Here is a 14,205-nt window from a genome sequence, read left to right as displayed (position 1 = left end):
TGATAATGCTCGCTTTAGTATTTTGGCGCAGAACTGCTTTTTGATAAATCGCCAAAATTTTGGATTTTGGAATCTAAATTTGCAGAATCTGCATTTTTGGGGCGCGATTTTTTAGATTCTGGCTTTTTAGATTCTGGCTTTTTGGATTCCGCGCTTTTAGATTCTGTATTTTGAAAATTTACGCTGTTAGATTCTATTATTTTAGATTTCGCGTTTTGTGATTTTTGGCATTTTGCGCCGGCATCTGCACCCATTTTTACACGCGTGCCAGCATCTGCGCCCACGCTTACACCCATGCACTCTACACAAAGGCTTTGCAAATCGCTTTGTGAGCGCACCTCATCGCGCATAGAATCCCAAAAGGGAAACTCGCGACACTGCTTTGGGCGCTTCTCATAAATAGCGCAGTTTTTCTGCCTGGTATCAAAAAACACGCAAGCCATGCCGCTTTCATAGGGCTTTTCGATAAGCGAGAAGCGATAGCCTACTTTTTTGAGGAAGCGCAGCGCGAAGGCGTCAAAAGGCATCTGCAAAAGCGCGGCTATTTCTTTGGCTTCATTGATGCTTACAAAAATATAGCCGCTCTCGCCCACGCAGCATTTACCGCCGCACGACTCGCACGCGCTTGGATCAAAGCCAAAGCTAAAGCCGCTTTTGTAAATCATCGCGCTGGCATTTGCAGAATCCGCAGAATCTAAAGAGGCAGAATCCAAAGCCAAAGAATCGCCAGAATCAGAATCCAAAGAATCGCCAGAATCCAAAGCCACATCACAAACAGCGCGCAAATCTTGCATAAATTATTGCCCTTTTTTAGATTCTACTAAATCGCTAGATTTTGCAGAAATGCTATGCCTATCAAGCAGCGAGATGATGCGCTTTAGCAGCCCTTGCGTATCTAGCCCCATAGCGCGCTCGATGCTCGCCACATCGCCATGTGGCACAAACGCATCCTCTATCTCTAGGCTATAGCTAGGCTTGGCGATCCCCCGCTCACTCATGAGACCCAAAATCGCATGCCCCACGCCGCCTTCTTTGTAGCTATCGCTAAACACAAAGCTAATGCTATGCGCGCGAAGAGCGGATTCTAGCGCGTTTGGCAAAGGCTTGCAAAAGCGCAAATCTAAAAGTGTCGGCGCAAAGCCCAGTCTTTTTAGCTCTGCATTTACCAAATGCGCGCGCCCCACGCCATTGCCATAGCCGATGAGTAGTATCTCGCGCCCAGATTCTAGCACCTCGCACTCTCCTAGCGCAAACTCGCTCGCCTCATACACGCCCTCATCCAGGCAAAATAGCCCACGCGGGTAGCGATACGCACAAGGCGCGCTATCAAATTTATGCGCGAAGCGTATCGCCTTTTCTAGCGTGGCATTATCACGCGGAGCAAACAGCACAAATCCCGGGATCATCTGCAAATACGCGATGTCAAAAAGCCCTTGATGCGTCTCGCCATCTTCGCCCACGATCCCCGCTCTATCGATGCTAAAGCGCACCGGTAGGCGCATAATAGCCACATCATGGATGATCTGATCAAATGCGCGCTGCAAAAATGTCGAGTAAATGCTGACAAATGGGATGAAGCCCTCTTTTGCCATCGCTGCCATAGAAGTCACGCAATGCTGCTCGGCAATCCCAACATCCCAGAATCTATCTGGATACAAATCAATAAGCTTGCCAAGCCCCACGCCACCGGGCATCGCAGCGGTGATACCAACGATTTTGGGATCATTTTCAGCAAGATTTTGCAAAGTGTCAGCATATATTTGCGTGGGGGCTGGCGTGGTGCTGGGCGCTTTTAGCGCGATGCCGGTTTCTAGGTCAAATGGACTCACGCCATGCCATTTTTCATAAGGACCTTCGGCGATTTTGTAGCCTTTGCCCTTGGTGGTTTGCGTATGCACGATGATGGGGCGCTCCATCTCGCGCGCGCGCTTGAAGCAAAAAATAAGCTCCTCTAGACTATGCCCATCCACAGGACCCATATAGTCGATACCCATTTCTTCAAACAAGATTCCGGGTGTGATAAGCTTTAGCGATTCTTCAAAGCGTTTGGCGATATAAGTCGCAGAATCTGGCATTTTCCCAAGCCAGCGCTTAGTGAAGTTGCGGATGGATTGATACATGGGGTGAGAGATGATTTGTGAGAGATGCTTGCTTATCGCGCCGATTGGCTTTGCGATACTCATTTCATTATCATTCAAAATTATAAGCATTGGATATTTGCGATCGCCTAGCTCATTTAGCGCCTCATACACAAGCCCCGCACTCATACTGCCATCGCCGATAAGCACGATAGGCATACCATTTTCACCCCTTAGCTTGATAGCTTTTGCAGCACCCACGCCAAGCGATATAGAAGTGGAGCTATGCCCCGCGATGAAATAATCCGCATCCGACTCGCTAGGCTTGCAGAATCCGCTTATCCCGCCAAACTTTCGCAAACTCGCAAAATCATCATAGCGCCCGGTTAGGAGTTTGTGCGCGTAGGCTTGGTGCGAGACATCAAAGATAAAGGGATTTGTATGATAATCAAACACATAATGCATCGCAACGATTAGCTCTACTGCGCCAAGCGTGGAGCTAAGATGCCCGCCATTGCTGCTTACCACCTCTAGAATCCGCGCGCGAATCTGCGCGCATAGCGATTCTAGCTCGGCAATATCCATTTCAGCGATAGGCTTTTGCGGGAACATCTAGCACCTTAGTCCAAAAGATTGTCTAAAACGCTTTGCTTTAGGGTTTTGTAGCGGTTTGATATGCTGCCATCGATGATCCCCCCACCATTGGCGATGATGACGCCACCCTTTGTCACTGCGCTATCGGCTTCTATTTTGATTTTGGGATAGTCTTTGAGCGCTTCTTGCACGCTTGGATAGTCTAGGTTATTTACGCGCAAATGCACATCGGTGTGATCAGCGATAGAGCCTAGTAGTTCTTTAGCAAGTGCGGTAGCGATAGCAGCGCTGTCTTTTTCGACTTCTTTGGCGATGACTTCGCGCGCGATATCTACAGCAATAGCGCTTAGCTCTTTTTCTAGCTCGCGCAGATGTGTTTCAGAATCTTTCATCACTTTGCCTAGATTTATCGCAGAATCTATGAGCGCGGTTTTTTCTTTTTGCACATCAGATTCTAGCGCGGCGCGCGTTTTCTCCTCGCCCTCTCGCAAGCCATCTTTATATGCGTCATTGCGCGCGGTGTTTATGCGCTCTTCCATTTCTAGCTGCTGCTTTTCAAACTGGATTTGTAGCTTTGCTAGCGAGCTAGAGAGTTCGTCTGTTTTTTGCAAAAGCTTTTCGATAAGCTCTTTTTCTATGGTGTCATTTGCGCTGATGCCAGCATTTAGCGTGCCAGCGCCTAGCGCGCTATTATCGCTTATTGGCATATCGATTTTGGATTCTGCGGGCGCAGAATCTTTGGGCGCGCCTTTTGCATCGCTGCTATCAGCGACTATGGGGCGGAATTCATATTTGCTGATTCTGTGTTTTTCTATGCTGCTTCTGGCGATTAGATTATCTTCATCAAAATTACTCAACGACATCCTCCTCTTCGCCAACTTGGATTAGTCCTTGTTCTGAAAGCGTTTGCACGGCTTCTACGATTTTGCGCTGGGCGGCTTCGACATCGCGCATACGCACAGCGCCCAAAAACTGCATTTCCTCGATAAACTGCTCGCTAGCACGAGTAGACATCTGGTCTAGGAATTTTTGCTTCAATGAGTCATTTGCCGCTTTTAGCGCCATAGTGAGATCTTTTTTGTCAGCGACTTTGAGAATCTCGCGAATCGCGTTTTTATCAAGATTGACAATATCTTCAAAGGTAAACATCATCTCTTTGATTTCATTAGCCAGCTGCTCATCGATTTGCTCGATATAAGAAAGCGTGGATTTGGCAGCCTTTTGTCCCAAGCGGTTAAACATTTCAGCAACTGCGCGCGGTCCGCCCACCTCGACTTTGTAGCTGGTGAGTGATTCTAGTTTGTTTTCTAGCACGGTTGAGACGCGTTTTACCACATTTGGCGAGATGTCGCCCAAGTTTGCCATACGAATCGCTATCTCTGCGCGCATATTATCATCGCTAAAATGCCCCAGCGTCTCTGCCGCGCTGCTCGCATCCATATGCGCTAGAATCAAAGCGATAGTTTGTGGGTGCTCATTGACGATAAAGTCTGCAAGCTGCTGTGGGCGGATTTTGGAAAGATAGGCAAAGTTTTTGGCAGATTGCATAGTTTTCGCAAGCTTATCCAGAATCCGCTTCGCCTCTTCTGGTCCAAGTGCTTTGGTAAGCAAATCTCTCGCATAATCAAGACCGCCGCTATTGATGTATTGGTTTGATTGCAGTATGGCGTAGAATTCCTCTAGCACTGCCCCACCGATAGCCTTGTCTGTGCCTTTTAGCTGCATGATTTGTTTGGATATTTCTGTGATGCCTTCTATATCTAGATTTTTGAAAATCTCGCTAGTTAGCTCCTCGCCCACTTGGATAAGCAAAATAGCGATTTTCTCTGACATAGAGAGTTCATCATATTGTGCGCGCTGGCGTTGATTTAGTTGTAAGCTCATGCTCTCTCCTAGCTAGATTTTTCTATACCGATTTCATCATGGATGAGTTTTTGGAAAAGCGAGGCGATTTCTTCTGGTTTTTCTTGCATTACTGCTTTGATTTTTTCTAGCAACACTTCGTATTTAACCTCATCCTCGCTAAATCCACCGCCACTGATGCCAAGCTGCTCTTCCACGCGCTTACGCAACTCGCCAAATCTAGAATTCGCCCCATCATCTTCATCATCGATTTCAAAGAGTGACTCGACTTTGTCTTCATCTGCATCTTGCACTTCAAGCATACGCTCTGCAAATGGTGCGATGATTTTTTTGTAAAAGATAAATATGACTAGCGCGATTAGCACATATTTCAGCAATGGCACATATTGCATCATAAAATGCGTGGCTTTTTCGACAAAAGTCTGCGGTGCTTTGACTTGCTCGGATTTTGAAAAATCCCAGTCTGATACCGTCACAGAATCCCCGCGCGACTCATCAAATCCTATCGCATTTTTTACTAGATTCTCTAGCTTTGTTATCTCTTCTGGCGTGAAAGGCACATATTCTAGCACCTCTTGCCCATCATCTCTAGTGACTACTCTATGCTCGCCATTTACTAGCACAGAAGCGGTTAGGCGCATAGGCTTGCCTACATCAAAGATGGTTTTGGTGGTTTCATTGCCTATTTCATTATTTACGACACTTTCTGTTTCACGCTCATGTATCATATTGCCTTCAGAATCTAGATTCTGCGTAGGTCCTACATTGCTAATCGCGCCCGGGATTCCGCCCACTCGCTGATCTGGTGGCCCATTTTTTTCTTTTTCATAGTCTCGTTGTGATCTAGGTAGCACTTGTGAAGGGTCAAAAGTTTGCTTTACTGATTCTTTTTTGCTGAAGTCATATTGCATATTTACGATAGCTACGACTTTGTTTGACCCACCAGCGCGAGGGGTCAGCAAGCGCACGATAGCATCGGCTTTTTTCTGCTCTTCTTTATGCACGAATGCTTGGCGCTGCTTTAGCACTTCATTTGCGCCCACAAGATCATTTTCTTCGCCCAAAGGCATACCATTGCCATCGACTATTTTTACATTATCTGGAGTGAGGCGCGGGATAGCGGCAGAGACTAGGTTTTTTATCCCAGTGATTTGAAATGATGAGAGCACACTGCCGGGCTTTAGCTGCACCATCACCGCTGCGGTAGGTGGCACGCTAGTAGAGACAAAAAGGCTTTCTTTTGGGTTTGCGATTTGTATGTTTGCTTTATAGATTGGCTCTAGCGCTTCTATCGTGCGCGTGAGCTCGCCCTCTGTCGCGCGCAAAAACTTCACTTGCTGGGTGAAATCCGTCTCTGCGATATTATTCACATCAAAAAGCTCAAAGCCTACTTTTGAGGTTTTGGGGATGCCTTGTGCGGCAAGGGCGATGCGCTCTTCTGGCACTCTATCAGCGGGGATTTCGATGACATTGTCGCGCTGGATTCTATAAGGGATTTGGTTGGCTTTGAGATATTCTACTACGAGCGCGCTATCGCTAGAATCCATGCCATCAAAGAGCACGCCATAAGAGCTTTGCACTTGTTTATTAGAAAATGCCAGCAAAAACACAAAAAACGCAATGATAATGACAACAGTCGCCGTGATGACAATCTTTTGCTTGCCTGTTAGCTTGTTGTAGATTTTGGTGATATGCTCAAAAATCGTTTTGGTATCCACTAATTTTATCCCCTAGTTTTTATGTTTGGCTTTGGCATGATGCTTAAACTTGCTTGTAATCTCTTTGTCATTGCCGCTTAAATCTCGCTTCCAAAAATAGATTCTAGCAAGCCCAAAACCCTCGTATTTTGCGCCTCTGTGCCGATAGTGATACGCATCGCATTCATTTTGTATGAAGCAAGATTGCGGATGATGACGCCTTGTCGCAAAAGCTTATCACAAACCGCGCTAGAATCCAACAATTCTGCCACTTTTTTTGATGTATTTTTGGCGTCTTGTATATTTTTTGGCGTATTTTCTGTGCTCTCATCCAGCACCAAAGTGATGAAATTGGTAAAAGAAGGGATGTAGGCTATATTTTTAGATTCTGCAAATTGCTCGTATCGGCGCATTTGGATGAAGTTTTGCTCTATCGTGTGGCGGACAAACTCCATATCTTCAAGTGCTGCGCACGCCGCAGCTAGGCTTAGTGTCGTGATATTAAAAGGTGCGCGGAGTTTATAAAGCGCGCTTATGATTTCCTCGCTCCCAAACCCATAGCCCACGCGCATACCGCCTAGCCCATACGCCTTAGAAAAAGTGCCAAGATAGGCGACATTTTTAAACCTAGTGATGACATCTTTTGGCTCTATGTATCTAGCGCTATCTTTAAACGCGGCAAACTCCTGATACGTGCCATCTATCACCACTAGCGTCTCTCCGCCGCTTTCTTTCTCCACATATTCCAAAAAGCTATACACCTCATCGCGTTTTAGGCATTCGCCTAGCGGGTTGTTTGGCACGCAGAGAAAAATAATGCTTGGCTTGTGCTCTTTAAAGCATGCCAAAAATTCCTCGATTTTGTGGTCGTTGCTAGGCGTGCGGATGATTTTCGCGCCCACTTGTTTAGCATAAATCTCATACATCGCAAATGTCACGCCCGCCATCAAAACAGCGCTAGACGCATTTGCTTTGGCATGGATGCAAAGCTCGATAATCTGATCGCTCCCAGAGCCGATGATACACTGCTTTTGTGGCACGCCAAAATGCTTCTCTAGCCCAGCTTTCAAAGCAAACATAGAATCATCTGGATAAAGCGCTGCTTTGTGCGCGTTTGCCTTGATAGATTCTACCACGCGCGGCGAGGTGCCATAGGGATTTTCATTGCTAGCTAGCTTAATAACATCGCTTTCTTTTAGCCCAAACTTTCGCACCACTTCTTCTATAGGCTTGCCCGCCTCATAAGTTGCGATATTTTGAAGCTCTTTGTTAAACTGCATTTTGCCTTTCCTTTAAAATATGTGTTTGAAAATATGTGTTTGAAATTTTTGGCTTTTGGATTCTGTCAAAATTTTGAAAAACTCAAAAGCTTGAAAAATCAAAAGCCCAAAAATTAAAATCTAAAAAACCAAAAGTTTGGCAGAATCTAGATTCTGCTTTGTTTTGGGTTTGTTTGCGCTTGTTTGTGCTTGTTTGGATTCTCCACAAAATTATTTACACACTATCGATATGCGCGCGCTATGGCTTATCCTCGTGCTCGTGTTTGGCGGTAGCTGGACTTTGGTATAAGAGCTATTGAAAAGCCTAGAGTTTGGTATGATATTTGTCGGATTTGTCTGCATCGCATCCTCGCGTATAAAGCTATCTAGGCTATTTTCCGCCATGGTGTTGAGCCAGCATTTTTTGTTGGAGCGTTTTTTATACTGCTCCACCGCAGAATCCGCTTGAGAGAAAAGCGCATCGCGCATGCTTTGCAGCGCCTCTTGCTTTTGTTCAAAAGAGATGATTGGCTGCAAAGATGAAAGGGCAAGCTTTGCTATATCGCTTTTTAGCGCGATATAGTCGAGATCTTTTAGCAGCTCATTATACTGCTCGATATTTGCCTCATTTATCGTGCATCGAAAAGCGCCTTTGATGACGATGATGCCCTCATTTGCTAGACTTCCATTTGATAGATTCCTGCTTGCTAGATTTTCATTTGCCAGATTCCCATTTGATAGATTCCCATTTGGCAAATTTGCGCCATTCTTTGGCATCTCTATCAGCGACAGCCCGCCATCAGCGCAGAGTAGCCCGCTTTTTTCATCTTTGTCACTCGCCTTTGCCACGCGCTCGGCGATGCTAGCTATCATAGATTCTAGGATTTTTTTGTCATTGACGCTTTGCGCGGAGATGTCTTTTTCTAGCATCACTGATACGAGGCTAGAATACTGCTTATAAGGCACAATCGTGCTTGTATCAACCGCCAGCTCATAATATGAGGGATTTTTGCCAAGCAAATCATGCACATCCGCAGCAAAGCGCATAAACACCGCGCCTCCCGCAAACACAAGAAGTGTCACCACGCATACAGCCAAATATTTAAGCGATCGCATATTTCATCCTTACCTAATTTTGCGCGCATTATAGCATTACTCAAACTTAATCAAAGCTAAACCCTAACAATTTTTGCAATTTTGCCGATATGGCGCGCGTGATTTTGGCGCGGATTTTGCTATTTTGGCGCTGATTGTGAGATTTGCGCTTTTGGATTCTGTGGATTCTGTGGATTCTGTGGATTCTGTGGATTCTGTGGATTCTGTGGATTCTGTGGATTCTGGCGCGGATTTTGCGATATGTTCTTATGATGCAAGCAAGATGCAAAATTTTCAAAATATTATCTTTTTTTGTTATAATGCTACGCTTATTCTAGCGCGATTTATCGGAGACAAGCGGGCATCGACGCTTCGCACGACGCATCACGCAAACGCACGCACAAAGGAAGATAATGAAAAGCTCACGCAAACATGCCAAGCACAAAAAGCATAGCGGCATCCCCAAAAAACAGCTAAAACAGCTGCTAAAAACACTGCCAAACATCAGCGAAACGCAGCTGCAAAAAATCCGCCCCCATGTCGCCCCGCAGACATACAAGCGGCTAAAAAAGCTCTCTGGCTTTATCAGCCAAGACATCATCAATGATTTGCGTAAAGAAGCCGGCTCGCTGGTGCAGATGGCAAGCGAGCTTACGAGTGAAATCAGCAATGAAATCAGCCAAGATGTCATCGATGATCTCAAAAAAGACATGGGCTCATTCGCGCAAATGGCGGGCGAGCTGGCGATGGATAGCGATATAAGGTTTAGCGATCTAGAAGAGGATAAAGGCGGCAAATCTTAGGCGTTTTTTAGCGTTTTTAGCCTCATTTGGCTTTGGCCTCGCTTTGATTTGGTTTTTACTTATTTTGAGGTTGTTTTTGTTTTTGGTTATTTTGTGTAGTTTTGGTTATTTTGATTTTTGGCGCGCCCAAAGATTTAAAGATTTATGCGCCAAGATTTAAAGGCAGGCGCTAGATTCTAGCAAATCCCGCGCTAGAATCTAAAGCTGGCGCGGGGCAAAGCTGACGCTGGGCAAATTAGAATCTAGCGGCAAATCTAGCGGATTTGGCGCATAAATCCCGCGCTAGATTTTAGGATTTGCGCGGCTTTGGTATTCTAGCATTTTGCTATCAGGCGCAAAGCTAGCGCGGATTAGCCAAAGGATTTTGCGATTTGGATTCCGCGATTTTTGGATTTTTGTGATTGTTTAGATTTTGCGATTTAGATTCTGCGATTTGCAAAAATAGAGAATCCAAAATCCGCATTTTTAGGGCATTTATATTTCTTAGATTCTAGGCATTGTTATGAATAAACTTCCCAATATTCTAACCATCAGCAGGATAATCCTAGCGATTTTGCTGCTTGTGTTTTTGCTGCATAGCGAGCTGTTTTTGCCTGCGTGGGTGCATCCTAGCTGGGTGAATTATTTTGCTTGTCTGATTTTTTGTATCGCGTCTTTGACGGATTTTTTCGATGGCTACATCGCGCGCAATTTTGGCGTAGAATCCGTGTTTGGCGAGGTGTTTGACCCGCTGGCGGACAAAATGCTAATCCTTAGCGCATTTATCGGGCTTTTGCTTGTGGGTAGGGCGAATGCGTGGGCGGTGTTTATCATCCTTAGCCGCGAGTTTTTTATCACCGGGCTTCGCGTCGTCGTGGCTAGCTCTGGCAAATCGATCGCCGCAAGCTATCTTGGCAAATACAAAACCGGCGTGCAAATCGCTGCTATCGCGTTTTTGCTGGCGGATTTTTTCCCGGGCGGGACATTTTTGCTATGGGCGGCGACTTTTATCACGCTTTATTCTGGCGTGGATTACAGCTTGAAATATTATAAAAGTCTGCGCTAATGGGAATTTTTGAAGCATTTTTGGCGCTTTGCTTTTTGATATTTTTTCATGAGCTGGGGCATTTTTGCGCGGCGCGGGCGTTTGGCGTGCGCGTGGAAGTTTTTAGCATCGGCTTTGGCTACAAGATTTTCAAAAAAACTATCGGCGACACGCAATACGCCATCTCGCTAATCCCCCTTGGCGGCTATGTTAAGCTAAAAGGGCAGAGCGACATAAACCCGCTAGAATCCGACAACGCGCCCGATAGCTACACCTCCAAAAGCCCGCTTGCAAAAATCATCATTTTGCTAGCTGGCGTGGCGTTTAACTTTTTGCTCGCGTTTTTGCTGTATTTTGTCGTGGGGCTTGCTGGGGCAAAGACGCTTTTGCCAGTTATCGGCGAAGTCGCGCCAAACAGCCCCGCACAAAAAGCTGGCGTGCTCGCGGGCGATGTTGTTTTGGCGGTGGATAATGCGCCGATAAAAACATGGGATAAGCTAAGCCAAATCATCGCGGATTCTGCGCCACAAACCACCGCGCCAAAAAGCAAGGCTAGCGATAATGATATCGCGGGCGCGCGAGAATCTGGCATGCCAGAATTTAAAGCGATAGATTCTGCTTTGCTAGATTCTGCTACTCAAGCGCCAAAAACCATAACGCTAACCATAAAGCGCGCAAATAGCGCAAACCACGCAAGCACTACAAACCCAGATTCTGCAAACTCCACAAGCCACGCAGAATCTAAAATTGCAGAATCTAGTTTGGCAGAATCCAGCAATTTAGATTCTGCTAAAACCACAAATCCCGCCACCGCGCGCACAACCCAAACCACCCAAGCCCAAACCACCCCCACCACACAGGCCACACAAACCCCAGCCGCCCCCGCCGATTACACCATTTTGCACCTCACTATCACGCCCGAGATTTCCACCTCGCAAAACATTTTTGGCGAGCAGATTTATCGCGCGATGATTGGTATCAAGGCAAAAGGCGAGGTAGGCACGCTAGAGCTTGGCGCGCTAGAGTCGCTAAAATGGGCGCTTGATGAGTCGCTAGATTCTGCGAAACTCATCTATCAAGGCGTGGAACAACTCATCCTTGGCATCGTGCCGCTCGATCAGATAGGTGGCGTGGTGGGGATTGTCGATGTGATGTCAGACATTGCGCCAAACAGCGACAAAAGCTCAAGTGATCTCATCTCATTTCTCATGCTTCTAGCACTAATCTCTGTAAATCTAGGCGTGCTAAACCTCCTGCCTATCCCAGCGCTTGATGGTGGGCAGATACTTTTCGTGCTGTATGAAGCGGTGTTTAGGAGACCCATAAATGAGCGCGTGGCGTATGGGCTAAGCCTTTTTGGATTCTCGCTTTTGATAGCGCTCATGCTGCTTGGCATCCACAATGACATCCTGCGTATCATCGCTAGGAGCGCGCCATGAAGCCACCAAATGCGAGTGCGCTAAACACTAGGAGCATGCTATGAAACCACTAAGCGTAAGCGCGCTAAACACGCAGATAAAAGCGCTCATGGAGGCGAGCTTTGTCGAGGTGTGCGTGGAGGGCGAGATAAGCAATTTTACGCATCATCAAGCCAGCGGGCATTTGTATTTTAGTCTCAAAGATGCCGATAGCACGATTCGCTGCGTGATGTTTAAGGGCAATGCGCGGCGGCTGGATTTTGCGCCCAAAAATGGCATGCAAGTGCAAGTGAGCGGCGCGCTTAGCGTGTATGCGCCGCGCGGCGAGTATCAGATAATGTGCCAGAGCATGAGTCAAGGCGGGCAGGGCGCGCTTATGGAGCGCTTTGATGAGCTAAAAAAGCGCCTAGATTCCAAAGGCTATTTTTCACAAGAGCGCAAAAAGCCACTTCCCAAATTCCCGCGCAAAATCGCACTTCTCACTTCACTCACAGGCGCTGCGCTGCAAGATATGCGCCGCGTGGCTGGTGCGCGTTGGAATCTAACTAAGCTTATAGCGATTGATACGCTCGTGCAGGGCGAGCAGGCAAAGCATGCCATCGCGCGCAATATCGCGTATGCGGATAGCTTTTTTGGCAGTGATGAGGCGTTTGACATCATCGTCATCGGCAGGGGCGGGGGGAGCATGGAGGATCTCTGGGCGTTTAATGAAGAGTGCGTGGCGGATGCGATATTTCACGCGCGCACGCCTATCATCTCGGCAGTAGGGCATGAGGTGGATTTTGTGATAAGCGATTTTGTCGCGGATATGCGCGCGCCCACGCCTTCGGCTTGCATGGAGATGATTTTGCCAGATTCTAAAGAGTGGCTTTTGAAAATCGATGAGTCGCTGGTCGAGTTTGACAGGGCTTTTGCGCGCGTGATGAGTAGGGCGAGTGCGGAGGTGGAGAATCTATCGAGGCTTTATCAAAGCATCAGCTATAGTGCGAGGCTAAAGACTTCTAGCGAGCAAATCGCGCAGTATAGGGAGCTGCTGGATTCTAGCTTTTATAATGCGTGGGCGCGCAAAAAAGAGGCGTGCGATATGATGCGCGCGCGCTTGAGTTTAGATGCGAGTCTGCGCGCTAGAGCGCTCACGCTGCACGCACTTAGCCAAGAGCTAGCCGCGCTAAATCCCTCGCGCAATATCCAAAATGGCTACGCGCAGATTCTCTATAATGGTAAGCCCACGCCGCTAAATGCGCTGCCAAAAGACGCGGAGTTTGAGCTATGCGATGGCAAAAGCGAGGCGAGGGCGAAGTTGTTGTAGTTTGTGGAATTTTCTAAGATTCTAAGATTCTAAGATTCTAAGATTCTAAGATTCTAAGATTCTAAGATTCTAAGATTCTAAGATTCTAAGATTCTAAGATTCTAAGATTCTGGCGCGCTTGGCGGGCTTTGGTTATATGTTTGGTGGTTTTTGGCAGAATCTAAACGCGCATATTTTTCTTTCTTCTTATCTTTTCTCTCGCCCTTTTTTTATTTTCTTGCCTACCCTTTTTTCTTTGTCATTTTTCTTGCCCTTGCCCTCTTTTTCTTGTTTTTCCCCCTTTTCTCCCCATTTTTTCTTGCGCCCTCTTTTTTATCTTTCGCGCAAATCATAATCCTATGATAATTTTGCGTGCGTAAATTGGGCTATAATGCGCGCGAGTTTTGGAGCATTTGCCTCGTGCAAAATATGCCAAATTTTGCTAAATCTAAAGCGCAAAAGCAAATAGCCAAAATTACGCTAAATTTACACCAAATCATAAAGGATTCTTAATGCAATACACCGCGCACAAGCCTTTGGAGGTGATCTCTTGGAATGCAAGCAGTGAGGCGTTTGCCAGCCAAAAGGTGCAGATACAAGAGCTCGCGCAAAACGCCGCGTCCAAAGAGATACAAATCATCATGCCAAAAGATGCGCTTATGAAAGAGCACAAGGCGCCATTTGCGATAAGCGTGCAGGTGCTTAGCGGGCGGATATGGTTTGAAGTGGGCGGGGAGCGCGTGGAGATGGGCGCGCTTGATATGGTGTGCTTGGATGCTAATGTGGCGCATTCTTTGGGAGGGCTGGCGGATTCTATCCTGCGCCTAAGCCTCGCCAAAGCCGATGACACCAAGCGCATAAACGCAGTGCTTGGGAAATAACACATTTGGCAGATATTTTAGACTGGTATTTGGCGCTATGAGATAAAAAAGCGAAGCGTGGATTCTGGCGATTAAAACCTAAGCAAAAATAAAAAAATATGCTAAAATCCCAAGCTAAATCCAAAAAAGAGGTGAAAAATGCAGCAAGCACAAATACATGAGCTTTATGATGATGAGTTTTATAAAGGGCAGGCAAGCAGTTCTT

13 protein-coding genes are annotated in these 14,205 nt (G+C 46.6%); 6 read left to right on the top strand and 7 right to left on the bottom strand.

The window, feature by feature from the left end:
* Window positions 1-14: 14 nt before the first annotated feature.
* The 7 genes from BKN38_RS12290 to BKN38_RS05630 all read right to left on the bottom strand — a co-directional run bounded on the left by BKN38_RS12290 (window position 15) and on the right by BKN38_RS05630 (window position 8,607).
* A complete protein-coding gene (locus tag BKN38_RS12290) occupies window positions 15-794 on the bottom strand; it encodes a YkgJ family cysteine cluster protein (RefSeq protein WP_066453667.1) in 780 nt (259 codons plus the stop codon).
* Window positions 795-797: 3 nt separating this feature from the next.
* Window positions 798-2,690, bottom strand: coding sequence for a 1-deoxy-D-xylulose-5-phosphate synthase (gene dxs / locus BKN38_RS05655; RefSeq protein ID WP_066453669.1), 1,893 nt, complete (start codon window positions 2,688-2,690; stop codon window positions 798-800).
* Window positions 2,691-2,698: 8 nt separating this feature from the next.
* Window positions 2,699-3,535: a flagellar assembly protein FliH gene (gene fliH / locus BKN38_RS05650; protein ID WP_082942420.1), complete on the bottom strand. Its 837-nt coding sequence runs from the start codon at window positions 3,533-3,535 to the stop codon at window positions 2,699-2,701.
* Entirely contained in the window at window positions 3,522-4,556 is a 1,035-nt protein-coding gene (fliG, locus tag BKN38_RS05645; RefSeq protein WP_066453671.1) for a flagellar motor switch protein FliG, read from the bottom strand. The genes fliH and fliG overlap by 14 nt, the downstream gene beginning before the upstream one ends.
* Before the next feature lie 8 nt (window positions 4,557-4,564).
* A complete protein-coding gene (gene fliF / locus BKN38_RS05640) occupies window positions 4,565-6,253 on the bottom strand; it encodes a flagellar basal-body MS-ring/collar protein FliF (protein WP_066453674.1) in 1,689 nt (562 codons plus the stop codon).
* A 77-nt stretch (window positions 6,254-6,330) separates the two neighbouring features.
* Window positions 6,331-7,512 (bottom strand): histidinol-phosphate transaminase, encoded by a 1,182-nt coding sequence (hisC, locus tag BKN38_RS05635; protein ID WP_066453677.1) that lies wholly within the window; start codon window positions 7,510-7,512, stop codon window positions 6,331-6,333.
* Between the two features lie 210 nt (window positions 7,513-7,722).
* Complete coding sequence (locus BKN38_RS05630; protein ID WP_066453680.1) at window positions 7,723-8,607, bottom strand: hypothetical protein; 885 nt, start codon at window positions 8,605-8,607, stop codon at window positions 7,723-7,725.
* A 73-nt stretch (window positions 8,608-8,680) separates the two neighbouring features.
* Between BKN38_RS05630 and BKN38_RS11085 the strand changes: the two genes are divergently transcribed.
* The 6 genes from BKN38_RS11085 to BKN38_RS05600 all read left to right on the top strand — a co-directional run bounded on the left by BKN38_RS11085 (window position 8,681) and on the right by BKN38_RS05600 (window position 14,000).
* Entirely contained in the window at window positions 8,681-9,040 is a 360-nt protein-coding gene (locus tag BKN38_RS11085) for a hypothetical protein (protein ID WP_070957728.1), read from the top strand.
* A complete protein-coding gene (locus BKN38_RS05620) occupies window positions 9,000-9,389 on the top strand; it encodes a hypothetical protein (RefSeq protein ID WP_066453691.1) in 390 nt (129 codons plus the stop codon). The genes BKN38_RS11085 and BKN38_RS05620 overlap by 41 nt, the downstream gene beginning before the upstream one ends.
* A 502-nt stretch (window positions 9,390-9,891) precedes the next feature.
* Window positions 9,892-10,434 carry a CDP-diacylglycerol--glycerol-3-phosphate 3-phosphatidyltransferase gene (gene pgsA, locus BKN38_RS05615; RefSeq protein ID WP_066453693.1) on the top strand — a complete coding sequence of 181 codons (543 nt, stop codon included), beginning with the start codon at window positions 9,892-9,894 and terminating at the stop codon, window positions 10,432-10,434.
* Entirely contained in the window at window positions 10,434-11,852 is a 1,419-nt protein-coding gene (gene rseP / locus BKN38_RS05610; protein ID WP_066453695.1) for an RIP metalloprotease RseP, read from the top strand. Before pgsA ends, rseP begins: the two co-directional genes overlap by 1 nt.
* Before the next feature lie 40 nt (window positions 11,853-11,892).
* Window positions 11,893-13,140, top strand: a complete 1,248-nt coding sequence (gene xseA / locus BKN38_RS05605) for an exodeoxyribonuclease VII large subunit (protein WP_066453703.1) — start codon at window positions 11,893-11,895, stop codon at window positions 13,138-13,140.
* Between the two features lie 515 nt (window positions 13,141-13,655).
* Window positions 13,656-14,000 (top strand): cupin domain-containing protein, encoded by a 345-nt coding sequence (locus BKN38_RS05600; protein WP_066453804.1) that lies wholly within the window; start codon window positions 13,656-13,658, stop codon window positions 13,998-14,000.
* The last annotated feature ends 205 nt before the right edge of the window (window positions 14,001-14,205 follow it).

The sequence above is a fragment of the Helicobacter sp. CLO-3 genome (assembly GCF_001854545.1).
Lineage (GTDB): Bacteria > Campylobacterota > Campylobacteria > Campylobacterales > Helicobacteraceae > Helicobacter_B.
The sequence above is the reverse complement of the archived record's forward strand: the minus strand, read 5'-3'. Positions and strand labels throughout refer to the sequence as shown.